Origin of the sequence: Legionella dresdenensis, assembly GCF_042649825.1 — a bacterium.
GTDB lineage: Bacteria > Pseudomonadota > Gammaproteobacteria > Legionellales > Legionellaceae > Legionella_C > Legionella_C dresdenensis.
On record NZ_JBHSAB010000001.1, the window covers coordinates 70,183 to 88,541 of the forward strand.

The following is an 18,359-nucleotide window of genomic DNA, read 5'->3' on the forward strand; positions in this document are numbered from 1 at the left end:
ATTGCTCAAACATCAATAGCCGTTGGAATTTCAACTTATGATCATCTACAGCAAACTGCTTCCAAATCGCAATGCTCATGGTCGACAGAAACTAGCTGCACCACGCCATGGGAAAGTTGCTTAAATAATCCACTTATAGTTAAGGGATTATTCTTTATTGTTGATACCGCTTCACGTGCTTTCATTTCACGATAAAGATCACCGTGTACATCTAACAATGCTGTTAGATAGAGAGCGTGATCTAAATTAATATCCATATGAGCCAGTTCACTGTATCTTAATTTTAATGCACTTTGCAAAGCTTCCTTGGCTGGGCTTGTTATAGAAGTTTCATCAAAGTCAACTATACGCCAATGATTATTCAAGATTAAAGAAATTGCGGTGTCGTCTAGCTGCTGGCAACCATTAATATAAATCCTTTTCAAGGCGGTATTTTTTTCTAAGGCTTCAAAAAGTCTTCGCATATTCAACACCTCAATATTGCCAATTAATAAGGAAAGGGAAGTAAGGATTTGATTATTTTCCAATGCTTCCACAATTGGTTGAATATTTATCGCCTCACCGGGGCTTTGGTTTGATCTGATGTCCTTATTTATACCAACAGTTAAATTGGTCATGGATTTATGTGTTGCTAAAATCTCTCCAAAAAAAGATACATCTTCTTGGGTGCCACAATAAATCCACAATTTTTTTAAATGGTTGTGCAGTAAAGCTTCTTTAAATGCAGCATTATTAGCAAAACATAGGTCTTTCGAAGTAAGAATTAATTCTTCCAGACTTGCATTATCAGTTAAAAATTCCGCAATCTTTGTTAAAAAAAACTCTGGCTTTACATAGTTTAACGCGCTAAAAAATATATCAAGGGAACGAATTGCACTTTGTTTTAACGCTTTTGTAAGTAAACACATGCTTTCTGAGGTAGCATGGGCATAAAATCTCAAGTGACTAAGCCCTGAGTTTTTGTTTAAGCCTTCTGCAATTTCTTTCAGTGTATCAAAGCTTTCATCGCTCTCCACCCCACCTAAATTAATGCAAAAGATATCAAATTCTTGCAGTGTTTGATTAGCTTTTAAAACTGGCCCAATTAATGCATTAAACTGCGCGGTCGATAAGAAAGTACCTGCAAATTTAAAAGAAATAAGAGTTCGATTGGCGCTTAGCGCTGTAGCTAATGCTATTGTACCGTTATAATCAACTTTATTGTAGTTTAAATTTAAATGAGTTAAATATTGATTTTCATTTAATGCAACAGCTATTGCTTGTGCGCCTGTGTAAGCAATTTTATTGGAAGACAGGTTGAGTTCTTTTAATGCTTGATTCTGGCTTAAGGCCTTCGCGAGAGGCACTATTTCGTTATCACCAAGGTTACAATTACATAAAACGAGTGTTTTCAGAGTGTTGTTTACTGCTAAATCATCTGCTAACGCTTGCATATTATTGTTTTTAAGATTAACGCCTAACTGAAAATAAATTAGGGTCTGATTGTCTCGCAAAACATTTTTAAAATTAACCGTGCAATTACCATCCTTTTTTTTGCAAATTAAGCAAAACTCAGTTAATGTTTGATTGCTTTTTAAAGCGTCTAAAATGCCTTGTAACTCGGGTTTAAAGCTATCATCAAGATGGAGTGTAAACTTATTCAATCTTTGATTGGTTGTTAGCATTTGAGCAAGTAAAATTAAACCTTCAGCAGAAATTTTACAATCATATAAACCTATCGATGTTATAGACAGGTTACTATCAAGCATCTTAATAAGTAATTTTATTGAAGTTAACTCTAAAGTCATATAGCTGATATACAAGGATTTTATAGTGGTGTTAGATTCTAACACTTTTAAAAAACCATGTATTTCATTGATCTGTAGAAAGTTTGCATTTAACTCTAAGTCAGCTTTCCCAAGTTTATCAATCTCTGTTTTTTTAAATAAAGTTAACATTATCACCCTTTTAGTTTTTAAATCCTCCTTAACTAAATTTATCCATTAAATTATTTGTGGAAAAATTATACAATAAAAAGTATAAAATGCTAGAGATTTCTATTTTTAAGGCTCTATCAAAACATACGATTTCCAAGAAAAGTGTAAAATAAACTTGTTTGTACCAGGCAACGTCTCTGAATTTTTTTGGTTTTGGCTTGATTTAAGTCAATGATGAAACTCATGTATTTATCATACTATTGAACCTGATCTTCGATATTCTTCCTGTCAGCGGGAGTAGCCATTATGAAAACCGATAGTCAACTTTATACAGAAATTATGGAAAAGCTGGAATTTGAACCAGCTATTCATCCTACACATATCACTTTAGCTGTCCGTGAAGGCATTGTTACGTTAACAGGTACGGTAGGTCATTATCCTGAAAAAAGAAAGGTTGAACGTGCGGTTAGAGGTATTGAAGGCGTAAGAGGAATCGTTAATGATTTGGCAGTTAATCTAATTGCCAGTTTACAGCGCAACGATACAGATATTGCCAAAACTATTATCTATGCGCTGGAATGGGCTATCAATGTACCTGCTGACAAAATCAAGGTCACCGTAGAAAACGGTCATGTCAAACTCACGGGCGAAGTAGAGTGGGCTTATCAGCGCCATAATGCCGAAAATGCCGTTCGCTATTTGGCGGGAATTAAAAGTATTGATAATCAAATCAAAATTAAACCTTCTATGGCTATTATCTCGCCCACCGAAGTTAAAGAAAAAATCAGCAAAGAATTTGAACGCAATGCACTGATTGATGCAGCAAGGATTCAAGTTGAATCGAGAGGCGGTGAAATCATACTCAAAGGCCATGTTCGTTCATGGCCAGAATATAGAGAAGCCGAGCGAGCCGCCTGGTCTATTCCAGGGGTTATTCAGGTCAACAATCACTTAAGCATAACCAATTAGCAGGAGGTATGACCATGTCCAAGATGATGAAAGCGGCAATCGCTCACCGATTTGGCGTACCGTTGACGATTGAGGAAATCCCTGTTCCTGAAGTCAAAGCGGGGCAAATCCTGGTAAAAATCGCTGCTTCCGGAATTTGTCATTCTGATTTACATGCGGTCAATGGAGATTGGCCAGTTAAACCTATGCTGCCTTTCATTCCAGGGCATGAAGGTGCTGGCACAGTAGCTGCTGTAGGCGCTGGAGTAACCCAGGTAAAGGAAGGAGATAGAGTGGGAGTTCCCTGGCTTCATACTGCCTGCGGCCAATGTGAATTTTGCCTCAGCAGCTGGGAAACATTATGTAAAGCGCAAAAAAATACGGGCTATTCAGTTAATGGCTGCTATGCTGAATATGTCATCGCTGATCCCCGGTATGTTGGACATCTGCCAGCCAAGCTGGACTTTGCTGCCGCCGCTTCCATTCTTTGCGCAGGCCTTACTGTTTATAAAGGGATTAAGGAAACCGATACTAAACCTGGCGATTGGTTAGTTGTGTCTGGTATCGGCGGCCTTGGCCATATGGCCATACAGTATGCCAAAGCTATGGGGCTTAACGTCATAGCCATTGATATCCACGAGCCCCAATTAGCGCTGGCGAAGCAGTTAAAGGCTGATATTATAATCAATGCAGCCCAGGAAGATCCGGTAGCAAAAATTCTCAATGAAATTCAAGGCGCCCACGGTGTTTTGGTTACAGCGGTATCTTCTGAAACTTTTTCCCAAGCTGTCAATATGCTGCGCAGGCGGGGAACAGTAGCCCTGGTTGGTTTGCCGCCCGGCGATTTCAATCTTTCCATTTTCGATATGGTGTTAAACCGCAAAACAGTCAGAGGCTCTATCGTAGGAACACGTATGGATTTGGTTGAATGTCTCGATTTTGCTGCGCAAGGAAAAGTGAGTGTGCACTATGCATTAGAGCGTTTAGACAATATCAATACTATCTTTAGCAAGATGAATGCAGGTGAGGTGCAGGGGCGGATTGTCATGGAACCTTGAGTTCAAATTTCGAGAAATTTGAATGTTATTATCGGCATAAGTGAAATATATGGCTTAATTGCGTGTACCAATCTGCTTGACCATGTCAATCATTTTAACTGTATAATAGAAATACTGGTACTGAGTCTCTAATCATTCAGAAGGAGGGTTCATGTTATCAGATAACCTGTTTTCAAGCCTTTCGCTATTTAAAGATATACAGGCGCAAACACAGCTTTTCCTTAGTCAAGCGTCTAAACTCAATTACTATAAGAAAGGTACCCTTTTTTATACGGCACAAGCTACTGAAAAATCTTATCTTTATTATATTGTCAGGGGATGGGTAAAGTTATTTACTGTATCCCTGGAAGGCACTGAAATTATCCGGGATATCTTGACTGATGCCCATCATTTTAATGAAGCGTTGCTTTTTAAAGACAAGATTGAACCTCTTTGTGCCCAGGCTATCTCTGATACTCAGGTTATCACTACGCCTATTGCAATATTAAAACAAGGACTGATGCAAGATGCGCAACTGGCGGTTAATTTATTAAGAAATACCATACAAAAGCAATGTGAGTTAATCTACACGGTAGAACACCTTTCCATCCAAAATGCGGCGCAACGGATTGGCTGCTTTTTATTGCGGTTATGCCCTGTGGAAAAGACGCAGGCAATTACAATACATCTGCCCTACGATAAAGCGTTGGTTGCCGCACGATTAGGCATGTGTCCGGAAACTTTTTCCAGGGCGTTAATGAAACTTCGAAAACTCTGCCGGATTAAAGTCATGGGAGAAATTATCCATATTCCAGAGATTAACTTCCTGACCCAATATATATGCAGCCAATGTTCATTGAATTATCCTTGTCAAGCAGCCTTACTTTCATCATCAACCTACTGATGTTTCGGTAAACAGTTCGCCCAATAGCGCTTTATCCGGTACCCGTCGTATAATATCTCCCAGCGATAAAATGCCGCTCAGTCTATTAGTTTTATCTTTAATCAGTACCCTACACATAATGTTGGGTCAAACGTCCAAACCTATTTGTCATTATGGAAAAAAACCTTTATTATTAAGCGCTTTTTTGATTTTTTAATTTATAGGGATTTACTCATGAACAAGCTTAACATTATTACCGCTTCTCTGGCTTTAGGCCTTTCTTCCACAGTAACTGCAGGCACAATGGGTCCAGTAGCTCCTCAAACTTCTGACTGGTATTTTACAGGCGGCGCTGGTTATTCTGCCAGCCGTAATGCAGATATCCGTGTTTTCTCAGGCGTATGGGACAATGCCGCTCAGGGTTATAACAATGATCTCGGCTCTACTGCACTGCTGTTTGCCGGTGTCGGTTATTACATCACTGACTACCTGAGCATTGATGCCCGTTATGAACACCGCGGCGACTACAGGTACAAGCAATATCAGACTGGCGCTAATACCGGAACCAGTGGTTTTACCGGTTCAGCTCGTACCCGCTTTTTTGATGTTTCCAGTGACGCGGCCATGTTTAGCGCCTGGTTAGATCTGGGTAATTTATCCCCGCAATTACAGTGGGCGGCAAATGGTATTACCATAACGCCTTTTGTTGGTGCAGGTCTTGGTGTTGACTATCTCGATGTCAGTAATTTCCGCACTGTAGGCAATTCATTTGTTGATGGCAATCAGGTGTTACGTTCTGAAGTATCTTCTATTAATCAGACAACAACTGACAGTGCCTTTGCCTGGCATGTTGGTGCAGGTTTAGCCGCGCAGCTGACTCCAAAAACAAGTCTGGCTGTTGGTTATAACTACTTCGATGGCGGTAAATTGCCCTTCCCTAATTACATTACTTCATCAACCACGTCTCCAAACGCAGCCTTGGGTCGAAATGGAGTCACAGTTCCAGCCTGGGATGGCCGTTTGACTGCTAATGAAGTCTATGCGGAATTGCGAGTCAGATTCTAAAGTTTGTTGCTATCCGGAGGATGTAAATGGATACAATTGAAGCGATACGTACACGGCGCGCGGTCAAACACTTTGACCCGACGCACCGTTTGACGTCAGAAGAAGAGGCAAGCCTGATCGATTTGGCAGCTCAGGCGCCCTCTTCTTTTAATATTCAACACTGGCGTCTGGTGAAAGTCACAGATCAGCAGCTAAGAAAACAAATTCGTGCAGCTGCTGTTGATCAGGCGCAAGTTACTGATGCTTCTTTATTGTTTGTGATTACAACTGATATTAAAGCATGGGCTAAAGATCCTCACCGTTACTGGCATAACGCGCCACAGGAAGTTCAGGATATTATTCTGCCCTGGATTCCAAATTTCTATGGCGGCAAGGAGCAATTGCAACGTGATGAAGCAATGCGTTCTGTCGGTTTTATCGCTCAGACACTGATGTTGGCTGCCAGAGCAATGGGATATGATTCATGCCCGATGATCGGTTTCGATGCTGAAAAAGTTGCGCAGATTATTAACCTGCCTGCTGATCATGCAATTGGAATGATGCTGGTTATTGGAAAATCAACTAAACCAAGTTGGCCAAAGCCTGGTTATATCAGTAAAGAAGAAATGGTTGTTGAAAACCGCTTTAAATAACCTGTAGTAACGTCATCCCTCTCTATCTCTGGGATGACGTTTTCATTTGAAAGGATATCTGACCACCCCGCTCAAGGATAGCAATTTTAACCTGGTTAATACTATTGACTCCGTACTGAAGCCGTAATGCCTGCAATACGTCATTAGTGGTAAGCCGTGTACACTGAAGATTTTTTTTAATATATTTTCCATTTCGTATAATAGTAATTTTTTGACCTTTAATGTATTTTCCAATGCGATGACTTTTATAGGTTAAATAAATTAATGCCCGGTACATTAGGACTATAATTGTACAGACAATCATTGATGGTAATAATGGAATATTATTTACAATTGCTTCGCCTAATATCGCTCCAAGAATAATATAAATAATAAAATCCAAAGCAGAATGATTGCCATAAAGACGGGATGGATTAATTCTAAAAATAATGACCGCATAGAGGGTAATACATACCCCTCTGAGATAAAGTCCATAATCGAGAATTTCGTTTAATCCTAAAAATTTTTCCATTTTATTCTCAGCTAACCGTTGTAACCGACCAAATCGGCAATTTGAATGGTATATTGAAAATTGCTGCAAGCGCTGTCAGCTGACATATTCCAATTAAACAAACCCGCTGTGCCGGCATATGGCGGTATAACCGGAGTACAGTTTTCAGTATCTATACCATTTGCGATCCGCGTTGCGGGATAACCAATCATAATCAGGCTGTCAAAAAAGTTTTCGCCAAAATCCGGATCGCCATTATAGTAAGTCTGGATATTGATTAAATCAAAGCTGTTAGCATTTTGCCTGTCAACCTGCGTATCCTGTAAACCTCCAAATACCGAGTTATTGCCAGCCGGGCTGATTGTCAGGTAGTACGGTTTGCCGTCTTGTAACGCTGCATAATTTAATGCGTTACGCAAATTGGCTATGACGCCATCAAAATTTTCCTGTGAAATAAAACCCGTACTGCCTCCAATTCCCTCATCATCAATATCCAGGCCATCAAGATGATTGTCACGGATAAATTGAATAACGCTTGGAACAAAAAGATTGGCATGATTAACATAATCATTATTAATATAGGTCCAATCGTTCTTGTCCCAGCCCAATGAGATTAGCAGTTTTATGCCAGGGTTAACACTGCGGGCAACATGCAATAAGCGAGCAATACGGCCAGGCTGATCCGGCTGTCCCGCCTCATAAGTAAAAATTGCACCCAACCCTGCTGGATAGGTATGCGCAAATGCTATAAAAATTGCGCTGACACGCTCAAACGGCATGTTGATATCGGGTTCAATCCATTGCCCTACCCCAGCAAAGTAGATAGGGTAAAATGTTCCCGCATAAGGCGTAGGAAAAGTACTGCCCGGTACATTTGAACTGGCAATAACCGAGACGCGATTAGCTGATACAGGGATTGAGCAGGCTGTACCATTATAAGCGCAGACTCTGGGCGTCAAAGTTATTGCGGCATTTTGAGCAGGCGCCTGGATGGCGACAATAAAATTACAGCTCGCACCTGGCGCTATGGCGGTGCAATAATTACTGCTCAAAAATGGTACTAGTATGTTGTTGGCATTGCCGTAAGCGGGATCAATGGATAATGCACTTAATGTTTGTCTGGTATTATTTTTGACACTATAAGTCAAATAGGTCTGGCTGTTTGAAGAAATGGCTATAGGGTTGCTGCTGCTGGGAATAACATCCATAATCGCTGCAGCAGACACGCTCGCAGTGGCGAAAAACAAACTGGTTCCCAATAAGAGAGATAATTTTTTCATACTATTTCATCCTGAAATTAAGCCGTCTTTACGAGAGTTAGCGAATTAGTTAAATGCCGCATTCAGCGTAAAAACAATACCTTGAGTATACATATTTCTGACCTGCAGGCGAGTTGCAGACGTTTGTACAGGAAGCGCTCCCAACACTGCGCTGCCAAGATTAAAATAACGATATCCGACAGAGCCGCTATAATTGATTTTTCGGCTCTTATCCTCATACAAACTATGCTGTACGCCAAAGCCTAATTCATAGGCCAGGTTATGTCTTGTATTATCAGCAAAGCCAGGAACTTGTGGTACAGCACTTCCAGTGATAGAAGCAGGCGCCTCCTGATAACCTTTCAGACGATTAGCCGTATCACCTACACCAGCCAGAATAAATGGCTGCCAGTTATATGCCTGATATAATAAGCGGGTTTCAGCTAATATTACATTGCTGGTTGCCTGAAAGCGGTAAGTTAGCGGATCAAAAAGACCGACGTTAATAAAGGGATATTCAATCCCTCGTACTTTCCCTAACCGTAAGGAATAACCAGCGATGCCGAGGGAAAATTCTGTTTGCGGCGTAAGTGCAGTAAATGCATGGCTAATGCCTACCCCCCAAAAACCTTGCCAGTCATTTTTTTTAACCGTTTGATAGCTATTGGTAACAAAGCTGTTCAGTGCAACGTAAGGTTCATTATCAAGCCGGGAGACATTAAGCCCTCCCGCAATAAATGCCGTGAATAGATCCGCATGGAGCAGCGAGGGAAATAGAGAAAGACCTAAAACCAGTTTTTTCAAAGTTAAATCCATTTAAAAATATAATAAAGAACAAATAGATATATCATGGTTAGTTTTAAAATCAAGAGCTATTGCTTTTACCCAACCATCTTTTGTTGGATCAAACGAACCAACCTACTTTGTGATATAAATATAGGGATGTTGGGTTTTATCCAGCCAATGGAGAATCGCTATCAGCTGGCTTTCTTCAAATGCAATACAACCATATGTTCCTGTGTCTGCGTTTTTCCATATATGCATAAAAATAGCACTGCCTTTTCCCGGTATGATTGGCGTCATGTTATAACCGACTATAGCGCCGCGTTTATAAATCGGGATATCCATAATTTCAAAACTTTTCGCCTTAGTTGCTCCGGTAACCCAGGTGTTGTAAGCAGGGCTTTCAGGATCATCAATAAACTTATCTTCTCTGGTAATAAATTTATAATCCATTCTGAGCGGCATAGGCTCTGTGCCAAAGGCTGCAACCAGAGGATATAAACCTTCTGGTGTTTTTTTATCACCCTCGATCTTTTGATTGGCAGAAATGATCCCCTGTTGGCCAACTACCGCCGGAAACGGCGATGACAACACCCGGTGCCAGGAACCACTTCTCTTCTGGCATGCCGTTGCCTGCGCTTTCAATCCACTCAGTGATTTAATTATAAGAACCTGGCTGCTATCAGGAGGAAGTATAGATTTATCCAGGGCATCTATCAGTTGACAACTATCCTGTGTGGCTAAAATGGATTTATAAATCATGATAATTGGAATTAATGCAATTAAAACTGCAGCTACTACATAGTATTTAATTTTCATAGTCATCCTTACAGAGCATTAATTTCACACAATCAAAGCTGCATTTCTGATTTTTTACTGTAGTTCTTATTAACCATTAATAAAATCTTATCTTCCAAATCCCGGGCAACGGATAATGGCTTATTGATGCTGTTAATCACAATGGAAAATACAACAGGATCTTCCCCGGGACGTAGTAAATACCCTGATAAAGATGAAACATCATGCATCGATCCAGTCTTTGCGTAAACCAGACCAGCAAGCTCAGTATTTCTCATCCGCGTCGATAAAGTGCCTGATATACCTGATTGCGGCAAAGCAGTTAAAAACATGCCCTGCATATCGGGTTGGCTATAAATGGTGGTTAGCAGGCTCACTAGCTGGCCGGGTGTTGCCAGATTGTAGCGGGTTCCCATACCATCAGAGAGCTGAAGTTGAGTAAAATCGAGCTGGGTATAATGCTGCAACACTTGCTTGATTGCATAAATCCCCTGCTTGTAGTTTCCCTGACCAGTCAATTTATAGGCCACCTGCTTAAATAAACTGTCAGCATAAATATTATCCGACTCTTTCAGCATAACGCTAACCAGCTTAATCAGCGGTTCCGATTCAATACGTGCAATCTCTTTAACTTCAACAGGCGCTTTACCCGCCATTATTTTACCGTTTAAACGAATACCGTGCTGCTTTAAGCCTTTTTGCACTAACTGCCGTATTACCAACTCAACATCCGGTACAGCCAGTTTGTATTCGACCGGGTTTTCACTTGCTGCCATGCAACCATAAAGCCTGAGTGTGTTGGCATTTTTGGTTTCTATATTCAGGTTACAATGTTCTTTTTCATTCTCTTTGGAGGCAGTGACTACCTGATTAATCAGCGTCAGCCGCGGATTGACCGTTTTCGCTTTAAATTTTACGGGTAGACCTGGCTGCTTTGCAGGCGTTACCTGATAAGTTTCAGCATTTTCATCAATAATTGCTGCACCAGTAGGCGCTGCGTAATACCAGCCCAAATCATCGTAAGAATTACCCCCAGCATAATCCGGCGGCTGGTATCGCGTGGTATCGATAATAATATTGCCGTTAATTGTTTTACTGCTTTTATTAGCCCAATCTGTTATTAATTTTCCAAGATCGGCACTGGATAATGAAGGCGAACCGGTAAAAATTAAATAAATATTGTTTTTATGGCTGGCAATGCGGGTAATAAAGCGGAATGCCGGTTTCAATTCGTAAAGAGCCGCGGCAGCGGTAAAAAGTTTGGTACAACTTGCCGGAGTAAATAATTTATTCGCATTTTTACTATAAATAACATCTCCCGTAGCCAAATTTTTAATTAAAACACCCACTACTGCGTTAGGCAGCTGTTGCTCAATAAGGGTATCTATTTTTTGTGGCAATGAAGAGGAATTGAATGCAAATGAAGGAAAAGCAACGATTAAAAAATTTAATAAGCTGAAAATGAATTTCACCATAAAACACCTGTTTGAAGATCCATATGTTTTTTTATTTCCTTTTAGTATTTTATCAAGTTTTGGGGATAAAGTTAACTCTAAGGAATGTTGGCTTTACAGCCCAACCTTTGTACGAAACACTTTTATGTTACATGTAGGTTGGGTCGTTTTGACCCAACATTACCAATTTTCAATAGTTTTTCAGGCTTAGCGTAGTTGATAAAAAAATTTGTTGGGTCGAAACGACCCCACCTAAACTGATTTGATTTACCTCACTTGCAGATGAAATTATTTTGTCATATAATTTTATATGAAACCACTACGGAGCAATATTATGAAAACAGTATCATTAAGCTCTAATAACGAAGCCGTAGTTCTTACTAAAGCGATATGTAATTTAGCAAAAAATTACGCTTTAAGTGGGAAGGATCTGCATAATATTACCGGATTCAGTGAGTCCAGCATTACCAGAATGCGTCAGGGCCAAAAACTCATCTCGCCTGATAGCAAAGAAGGAGAAATTGCTCTGCTTTTAATAAGGGTTTATAGAAGTTTAAATGCCATGGTTGGCAACAACCACGAAAAGGCTATCGCCTGGCTACGCTCCAAAAACCGGAATTTTGCAAAAACACCTTTGGAAGAACTGCAAAAGCTTCCCGGTCTGATTTCAGTGCTTAATTATTTAGATGCCATGCGCGGTAAAATATGACTATTTGGGAGGATTGCAAGGGAATTGAGCAAATCACTGCCATTAGTGAAAAACCGTGGCGGGTAGTAGAAGCTCAACATATTTCCAGCTCGCGGGATTTGGTTGATGACATTGAAGAGCATGAGCTATTGGAACAATTGCTGGAAGATACTAAACCTGATATTGATAAACAATATAATTACCTCATTTTTACGCCATTTCGTTATCCTCCGCTGGAATATGGATCGCGTTTTGGACAAAAACATGAAAAGTCTTTATGGTATGGCTCACTAGACTTGCCTACCGCCATGGCAGAAGTCGCTTATTACCGGTTAAAATTTTTCGCTGATACCCAGGCTGATCTGGGTTATATTGAGCTCCCTCTGACTGCTTTTAGCGTACTGCTGCAGACAAAAAAAGGAATCGATCTCACTACCCTGCCCTTTAACCGGTTCAGCGACTCCATTTCGCATAAAAACTCCTATCTTGACAGCCAGACTTTAGGCAGCGATATGCGGAATGCTGAAATTGAAGCCTTTATTTTCTTTTCAGCCAGAACCTCGGAAATGAAGAAAAATATTGCGGCTTTTACACCGAATGTCTTTTGTAAAACCAATTCAGGGTACATTAACGAACAGCAAAACTGGCGATGCCATGCCTCGAAAGAGGCTGTGGAATTTTCACGCCAAAATCTGTTTTGTAATGAAAAAATGGTATTTCAGAAAGTTGATTTTTAGAGTGGCCTGTTGGTTAAAGGAGTGTTGGGCTGTATAGCCCATAGCCGTCAAGCTAAGCCAGGTACATAGGAAATTAGAATAGTAAATGTACAAAATTCCTTAACTGACTGCTATGTGTTTTACAGTCCATATTCGTTCGGCCTGAGGAAAATGCGGAGCATTTGTCTCGAAGGCGTGGCACTGTACCACAGGCTTCGAGACAGCGCTAACGCGCTTCCTCAGCCCGAACGATATTGTGAAATATAGAAATTTAATTCCTTAGCTTGACGGCTATGGGCTGTATAGCCCAACACTCTTTATTTCAATATAGTAGCTGTAAATTTGCTTCGCAGATAAAAACCACGAGGTAACGTTAAAATTTTGCTTCCCTGGCTATCATAGCCATAACAAAGCGATTTCGCATTCGCTGCCTTGGGTCTGATTTGCAGATATTCTCCCATATTGGAGTCAATTTCTTCCAGCTGACCGGTAATAATCATAGTGGTTAACTCGTGCCAGTCTCCAGCCAGAATAGTTTCTTCTTCATGGGTTGGCGACCATAAAAAGGCTTTGCCAATACGTCGGTATTCAAACGGTATTTCTTTTATGCCTTCTACCGGTACCCACAATACCCTTTTTAGTTTCTGATAGCATTGCGACGTGCGCCATTGTTGCTGGGCAATGGTTAATAATGGGACTGAAGTGACAAACGTTGATTCAGCAGGCATTCCGTGGTGATTTAATGGGATAGTCTTAAGCTCAATCCCTAGATAATTAAAATCAGGTTCGGGTTTTGTTCCTGCTGTGGTTCCCAAAGCCGCCTCAATTGCAGCGCCAGCCCAACCCTTTCTTTTCGGTGGTTGGGCCGGTATTGAGTATTGCATCAATTCTGATAATTGGGCAAACGTCAGGCCTTCAATTATCCTGCATCGCTCCAGCAACTCCTGCTCAGTTTGGGGCGGTAAGGCTGGCAGGCGCGCTTTCATTTTTAGCTTCTTTTTTAGTCTCTTTCTTACTCTCGTTTATCTCAACGCTAAATGGCGGTATCGGGGGTTTGATACCAGCCATTTTAAACTGTTCATAAATAGCAAACAGTACTTTTGAGCGTACTTCAAAGCGGGTATGAATCTGGACATCTATAAAGTAACGTACTTCAAACTCAATCAGTGCGTCATCAATCTGCTTTAGAAATACCTGAGCTGGCGGCTCGTTAACAATTTCAGACGTGGTAGCCAATACATCAAAAATCAGTTGTTGCACAATCGCCGGATCATCGGCGCGGCTGACTTTGATTGGAAAAACAGTGCGTACAATACCATCCTGATGGGTCCAGTTAGTAAAGGGTTTATTCAATGTTTCCGCGTTTGGAATCAATACTTCCATATTATCCCAGGATGAAACCCGCATGGAACGTATGCCAATATGAGACACCTTGCCTTCAAAACCACCTAGACTAATTAAATCTCCTTCGCGTACCGGGCGCTCAATCAATAACATCAGCCCGCCAATGATATTACTGGCAAAATCACGCAAACCAAATCCCATACCGACAGCCAAACCGCCCACAACCATCGACATCCCGCTAAAATCAAGCCCCAAAACCCGTAACGCAACAAATCCCCCAATAAGAATAATGGCGTATTGGGTAAATACCGATAGACTGTTTCTGATGCCGGCATCTCTGGCATCGCTATATAACCAACGATAGCAGAATTCACGAGTCCAGCGGGAAATCCAGATAAATAATGACGCAACAATCACAAACTCAAGAATGCTGACAGCGGTAATATGAATGCCTGAAATATTAATCAGCGGATATTCGCCAAACTGATACAGGCTGGTAACTACCAGCGAATCGGAATGCCAGCCAAATAATTGGAATAACATATAAAATGACAGAACAAACAGACAAAGCCTTAATATCCGGTCAATTGGTTTAAGAAAAACCTCAATCCATAACCAGCCATTTTTCAGCGAAGAAATCATCCATTCGGAAATCAGCTCCAACGCATCAAATAACAAACCGCGCATTAACACATAACCGGAAATAATTAATAAAATCTGAACCTGGTATAAACTCATCGTCCAGGCTAGATTAATGTAACCAATCAGACCGATTATTGCAGTGGTGAACAGTGTAACCGGCGTTAAAACAACCAGCAGCATAACGGCATTTCTCAGATAACCCTTTTTATTTTGCAGCACCGGGTACAGAAGATGGTTAATCACCTCGCGGCTCTTCCAGGCTACGCAAGACACGGCAACCAGAAACAACATAAACAAGCGGTTAAAAATATCCTGTAGAATTATAGGCAACGGCAGCAAATGAGCAAAAACCATCAGCGCTGTAGTCCAGCCGCCGGCAAGTAATAACCATTTAATTCGATAATACAGCCTGACATCTTTTCCTGATGAATCACTGATGCGCTCCATTAACATCAGTCGGGCAATTAATATCATGCTGCGGAAAGTTAACCAGACCACAATCAGGTTAAATAATAATTGATAGTTCACAAACGGTACCTGATTCAGGTACAAAGCAACAAGAAGCAGCGAGGTAATAGTCAGATGCGGCATGTTTCGGTTCAACAGGCTTAATGCGCCATCGTATAAATGGCCTGATAATCTGGAACGCTCCTTATCCAGTGTCAGCCGTTTGATTAACAGCTTATGCAGACTGAGCATGATGCCCAGACAGACAGCCAGTGCAAACCAGACCAGCATAGCTGGCAAGTTATCCTGCCATAGATAATTGTCGATTGTTTTAAGCGTCAGTGATTTGACATAGGAGTAAAACTGAAAAGGCATGCGCGAAAACTGTTGTAAAATTGATGGCCAGCTATCAAGCTTATATTCTGCCAGGCTTTGCCGGGTTGATAATTGCTTTTTCAGCTCGTGCTGATGATTTTCCAAATCCTCTTGTAAGGTTTGCTCCTGAATACCAATTCCGGCAATCCTGGCATTTACTATCCTGACTAAAGAAGCGAATTGCTGCTTGATGTTGTTATCAGTCAAATGAGGCTGCTCGTTTTTAAGCATCTGCAGCATTTTTTTCAGCGCCTGCTCCATATCGGATAACTGACTTATTGAATCTTTATATATATCTGCAACAGTCTGCAATGTCCTGATATCCGGTTTTTTCAACAGCATATAATCGGCTTTGGCCAGTTTACGTTGCAAGTTAAGCTCGGCCATTTTATATTGGGTTAAACTGATAATCTGATTATTAAGCAGCAAACGGGCTTCGATCGTGTAGCTTGATTTAAACTCGCCGCCCGCCTTGATTTCCTGTTGCAGCTTCAGACTGTTTTCAAACAGTTTTTTTAACGAAGCGCTCAGGCGATCTTCCTGCTCATGCAGGGAAGTAAGCTGTTTGAGCATTTCAGCGCGTGACCGCCATAGTTCCAACACGTGACTTTGCTGAACTAAAAGATCCTGGTATCGCAGGGCCAGACCTAAGTTTTCATTTATCAAATCAATCGTTTTTTTAGTGATCTCATTCAAGTTAGCGACTTTTTCTATTTTTTCCTGCGCGCTTTCCTGAAGCGGGGATGAAATCGTTGATTGTTGCAAGCGTTTCAGTTTTTGACTGTAATCCTGTTGCACTTTTTTCTGGTTTACCAAAAAACTCTCAAAACTGGCAATTTTTGCTCGGTTTAAAGCAAGCATGGCATCATTTTGCTGCAGCTTTTTGTGGTAATCAGCCTGATCAACCGGTGCCTGATCGATATTCATTTCACTGATAGCCAGTGTCAGGTTAGATTTTTCCTGAGTCAGATACTCAAGCAACTTTCCTGAGTTGTCTTCAAATTGCGCGTACAGTGAACCTGCACTTATGAAAAGTACTACAAATAAAACCAAAGTGTTAAGCCAGCTTTTCTGCAAAGCAAAAAAACTGGCCAGTCTGTTATTTCGTTTGTAAATTTGCTGCAAGGCGAATTCCCAACTCTGTAAGCTGCGCGCTTCCAACCGCTGTAGGCGCATTAGTTAATAAACAAGATGCTGATTGGGTTTTTGGAAACGCAATCACATCACGAATTGACGTTGAGCCAGTCAGTAACATTGCCAGACGATCAACACCAAGCGCAATCCCGCCATGTGGGGGGCAGCCATATTGCAGCGCTTCGAGCAGGAAGCCGAATTTTTCTTTTGCTTCTTCTTCCCCTATGCCTATCAAATCAAACACTGCCTGTTGCAGCTGTGGCTGGTGAATACGGATTGAGCCGCCGCCAATTTCATAACCGTTAATGACAATGTCATAGGCTCTGGCAAGTGTTTTTGTCGGTTGAGCACGCAATTTTTCGCTATCGAGTTCTTGCGGTGAAGTAAATGGATGGTGCATTGGCTGCAGGTTTCCTGTTTTAGCATCAATCTCAAACATTGGCCAATCAACAACCCATAGTAAACGCCATCCCGCCTCAACCAGACCGCGATCGTGGCCAAGTTTTACTCTGAGTGCACCCATTGATTCATTGACCAGTGTTTCTTTACCTGCACCAAAGAAGACAACATCGCCAGTTTGGGCATTTACTCTCTGCAGAATTGCTTCTACTGCGTCTTCTGATAAAAACTTGATAATAGGCGATTGTAAGCCTTGATGACCCTGACTGCGATCATTCACTTTAATATAGGCTAACCCTTTTGCCCCATAAATTCCAACGAAATCACCATAACCATCAAGCTCTTTGCGGGTAAGCTCGCAACCATTGGGCAGTTTCAGCGCCACAACCCGGCCTTCCGGATCGGAAGCGGCGGAAGCGAATACATTAAATTGACAATCTTTAACCAGATCAGCAACATCGACAAATTCCAGCGGTATTCTCAGATCAGGTTTATCGCTGCCAAAGCGGCGCATTGCTTCAGCAAAAGTCATTCGCGGCAGTGTGTCGGGCAGTTCAACGTTTAATACTTCTTTAAATATCTTTTTGAGCATGCCCTCAATCAAACTCTGGATGACCGTTTCATCAATAAATGACATTTCAATATCAAGCTGAGTAAATTCAGGCTGTCTGTCGGCACGTAAATCTTCATCACGGAAACAGCGCACTACTTGATAATAACGATCAAAGCCAGACATCATCAACAACTGCTTGAATAACTGGGGTGATTGCGGCAGAGCGTAAAACTCGCCTGGATGAACGCGTGATGGAACCAGATAATCCCGCGCACCCTCTGGTGTTGCTTTGGTCAGCATCGGCGTTTCGATATCGGTAAAATGCTGGGCATTTAAATACTCGCGCATGCACCGAATCATATGATGACGAATTGTTAAATTTTCCTGCATTGCATTACGGCGTAAGTCAAGATAACGATAACGGTAACGCATGTCTTCACTAACCTGCTGGTGATCATCTGGCAGGAACGGAGGAGTCTGCGACTGATTCAGAATTGTTAACGCATTGCCTACGATTTCAATTTTACCAGTAGGCATTTTATCATTAATCATACCTTCGGGGCGTGGACGGACTTTCCCTGTAACCTGAACAACAAATTCAAGGCGCAGTTTTTCTGCAACGGCAAATACATCGGTTAACTCAGGTTCATAAACAACCTGAACCAGACCCGTGCGATCCCTGATATCAAGAAAAATCACCCCGCCATGATCACGGCGATTATGCACCCAACCGCAGACGGTTACTGTTTCATTGTTCAGATTTTCATTTACTTTTGCACAGTAGTGGGATCGCATA

Annotated in this window: 16 protein-coding genes; 7 read left to right on the forward strand and 9 right to left on the reverse strand. The window is 41.4% G+C overall.

Annotation, left to right across the window (positions count from 1 at the left end):
• Window positions 1–41 precede the first annotated feature (41 nt).
• Window positions 42–1,937: a hypothetical protein gene (locus ACFORL_RS00345; protein ID WP_382339968.1), complete on the reverse strand. Its 1,896-nt coding sequence runs from the start codon at window positions 1,935–1,937 to the stop codon at window positions 42–44.
• A gap of 285 nt (window positions 1,938–2,222) precedes the next feature.
• Here ACFORL_RS00345 and ACFORL_RS00350 point away from each other — a divergent pair, with 285 nt between their 5' ends.
• The 5 genes from ACFORL_RS00350 (at window position 2,223) to ACFORL_RS00370 (ending at window position 6,481) form a co-directional block, all read left to right on the forward strand.
• The gene (locus ACFORL_RS00350; protein WP_382339970.1) at window positions 2,223–2,885 is read left to right on the forward strand and encodes a BON domain-containing protein; all 663 of its coding nucleotides are present in this window, start codon (window positions 2,223–2,225) and stop codon (window positions 2,883–2,885) included.
• Between the two features lie 14 nt (window positions 2,886–2,899).
• Complete coding sequence (adhP, locus tag ACFORL_RS00355; protein ID WP_382339973.1) at window positions 2,900–3,922, forward strand: alcohol dehydrogenase AdhP; 1,023 nt, start codon at window positions 2,900–2,902, stop codon at window positions 3,920–3,922.
• A gap of 151 nt (window positions 3,923–4,073) precedes the next feature.
• Entirely contained in the window at window positions 4,074–4,805 is a 732-nt protein-coding gene (locus tag ACFORL_RS00360; protein WP_382339974.1) for a Crp/Fnr family transcriptional regulator, read from the forward strand.
• A 213-nt stretch (window positions 4,806–5,018) separates the two neighbouring features.
• A complete protein-coding gene (locus tag ACFORL_RS00365; RefSeq protein WP_382339976.1) occupies window positions 5,019–5,849 on the forward strand; it encodes an outer membrane protein in 831 nt (276 codons plus the stop codon).
• Window positions 5,850–5,875: 26 nt separating this feature from the next.
• Complete coding sequence (locus ACFORL_RS00370) at window positions 5,876–6,481, forward strand: nitroreductase family protein (protein ID WP_382339978.1); 606 nt, start codon at window positions 5,876–5,878, stop codon at window positions 6,479–6,481.
• 22 nt (window positions 6,482–6,503) lie between these two features.
• Here the strand turns inward: ACFORL_RS00370 and ACFORL_RS00375 are convergent, their stop codons facing one another.
• From ACFORL_RS00375 to dacB, 5 genes are all read right to left on the reverse strand, one after another.
• Window positions 6,504–6,992: a DUF421 domain-containing protein gene (locus tag ACFORL_RS00375; protein ID WP_382339980.1), complete on the reverse strand. Its 489-nt coding sequence runs from the start codon at window positions 6,990–6,992 to the stop codon at window positions 6,504–6,506.
• Between the two features lie 11 nt (window positions 6,993–7,003).
• The gene (locus tag ACFORL_RS00380) at window positions 7,004–8,251 is read right to left on the reverse strand and encodes a glycosyl hydrolase family 18 protein (RefSeq protein ID WP_382339982.1); all 1,248 of its coding nucleotides are present in this window, start codon (window positions 8,249–8,251) and stop codon (window positions 7,004–7,006) included.
• Between the two features lie 45 nt (window positions 8,252–8,296).
• On the reverse strand, window positions 8,297–9,034 hold the full coding sequence (locus tag ACFORL_RS00385) for a hypothetical protein (RefSeq protein ID WP_382339985.1): 738 nt from the start codon (window positions 9,032–9,034) through the stop codon (window positions 8,297–8,299).
• Window positions 9,035–9,148: 114 nt separating this feature from the next.
• A complete protein-coding gene (locus ACFORL_RS00390; protein ID WP_382339988.1) occupies window positions 9,149–9,832 on the reverse strand; it encodes a L,D-transpeptidase family protein in 684 nt (227 codons plus the stop codon).
• 32 nt (window positions 9,833–9,864) lie between these two features.
• Window positions 9,865–11,286: a D-alanyl-D-alanine carboxypeptidase/D-alanyl-D-alanine endopeptidase gene (gene dacB, locus ACFORL_RS00395; RefSeq protein ID WP_382339990.1), complete on the reverse strand. Its 1,422-nt coding sequence runs from the start codon at window positions 11,284–11,286 to the stop codon at window positions 9,865–9,867.
• A 313-nt stretch (window positions 11,287–11,599) separates the two neighbouring features.
• Here dacB and ACFORL_RS00400 point away from each other — a divergent pair, with 313 nt between their 5' ends.
• The gene (locus ACFORL_RS00400) at window positions 11,600–11,974 is read left to right on the forward strand and encodes an antitoxin Xre/MbcA/ParS toxin-binding domain-containing protein (RefSeq protein WP_382339992.1); all 375 of its coding nucleotides are present in this window, start codon (window positions 11,600–11,602) and stop codon (window positions 11,972–11,974) included.
• Window positions 11,971–12,690, forward strand: coding sequence for an RES family NAD+ phosphorylase (locus tag ACFORL_RS00405; RefSeq protein WP_382339994.1), 720 nt, complete (start codon window positions 11,971–11,973; stop codon window positions 12,688–12,690). The genes ACFORL_RS00400 and ACFORL_RS00405 overlap by 4 nt, the downstream gene beginning before the upstream one ends.
• A 296-nt stretch (window positions 12,691–12,986) precedes the next feature.
• Here ACFORL_RS00405 and mutH read toward each other — a convergent pair whose 3' ends face one another.
• The 3 genes from mutH to aspS are packed head-to-tail and all read right to left on the reverse strand — an operon-like array spanning window position 12,987 to window position 18,358.
• The gene (gene mutH, locus ACFORL_RS00410) at window positions 12,987–13,655 is read right to left on the reverse strand and encodes a DNA mismatch repair endonuclease MutH (RefSeq protein ID WP_382339996.1); all 669 of its coding nucleotides are present in this window, start codon (window positions 13,653–13,655) and stop codon (window positions 12,987–12,989) included.
• Window positions 13,618–16,602 (reverse strand): mechanosensitive ion channel domain-containing protein, encoded by a 2,985-nt coding sequence (locus ACFORL_RS00415; protein ID WP_382339998.1) that lies wholly within the window; start codon window positions 16,600–16,602, stop codon window positions 13,618–13,620. The genes mutH and ACFORL_RS00415 overlap by 38 nt, the downstream gene beginning before the upstream one ends.
• A complete protein-coding gene (gene aspS / locus ACFORL_RS00420) occupies window positions 16,577–18,358 on the reverse strand; it encodes an aspartate--tRNA ligase (protein ID WP_382340000.1) in 1,782 nt (593 codons plus the stop codon). Before aspS ends, ACFORL_RS00415 begins: the two co-directional genes overlap by 26 nt.
• Window position 18,359: the final 1 nt, after the last annotated feature.

Bases quoted from the DNA above. Each gene is read 5' to 3' on its own strand.
- ACFORL_RS00345 (WP_382339968.1), bottom strand. From the start codon at position 1,937: ATGTTAACTTTATTTAAAAAAACAGAGATTGATAAACTTGGGAAAGCT.
- ACFORL_RS00350 (WP_382339970.1), top strand. From the start codon at position 2,223: ATGAAAACCGATAGTCAACTTTATACAGAAATTATGGAAAAGCTGGAA.
- adhP (WP_382339973.1), top strand. From the start codon at position 2,900: ATGTCCAAGATGATGAAAGCGGCAATCGCTCACCGATTTGGCGTACCG.
- ACFORL_RS00360 (WP_382339974.1), top strand. From the start codon at position 4,074: ATGTTATCAGATAACCTGTTTTCAAGCCTTTCGCTATTTAAAGATATA.
- ACFORL_RS00365 (WP_382339976.1), top strand. From the start codon at position 5,019: ATGAACAAGCTTAACATTATTACCGCTTCTCTGGCTTTAGGCCTTTCT.
- ACFORL_RS00370 (WP_382339978.1), top strand. From the start codon at position 5,876: ATGGATACAATTGAAGCGATACGTACACGGCGCGCGGTCAAACACTTT.
- ACFORL_RS00375 (WP_382339980.1), bottom strand. From the start codon at position 6,992: ATGGAAAAATTTTTAGGATTAAACGAAATTCTCGATTATGGACTTTAT.
- ACFORL_RS00380 (WP_382339982.1), bottom strand. From the start codon at position 8,251: ATGAAAAAATTATCTCTCTTATTGGGAACCAGTTTGTTTTTCGCCACT.
- ACFORL_RS00390 (WP_382339988.1), bottom strand. From the start codon at position 9,832: ATGAAAATTAAATACTATGTAGTAGCTGCAGTTTTAATTGCATTAATT.
- dacB (WP_382339990.1), bottom strand. From the start codon at position 11,286: ATGGTGAAATTCATTTTCAGCTTATTAAATTTTTTAATCGTTGCTTTT.
- ACFORL_RS00400 (WP_382339992.1), top strand. From the start codon at position 11,600: ATGAAAACAGTATCATTAAGCTCTAATAACGAAGCCGTAGTTCTTACT.
- ACFORL_RS00405 (WP_382339994.1), top strand. From the start codon at position 11,971: ATGACTATTTGGGAGGATTGCAAGGGAATTGAGCAAATCACTGCCATT.
- mutH (WP_382339996.1), bottom strand. From the start codon at position 13,655: ATGAAAGCGCGCCTGCCAGCCTTACCGCCCCAAACTGAGCAGGAGTTG.
- aspS (WP_382340000.1), bottom strand. From the start codon at position 18,358: ATGCGATCCCACTACTGTGCAAAAGTAAATGAAAATCTGAACAATGAA.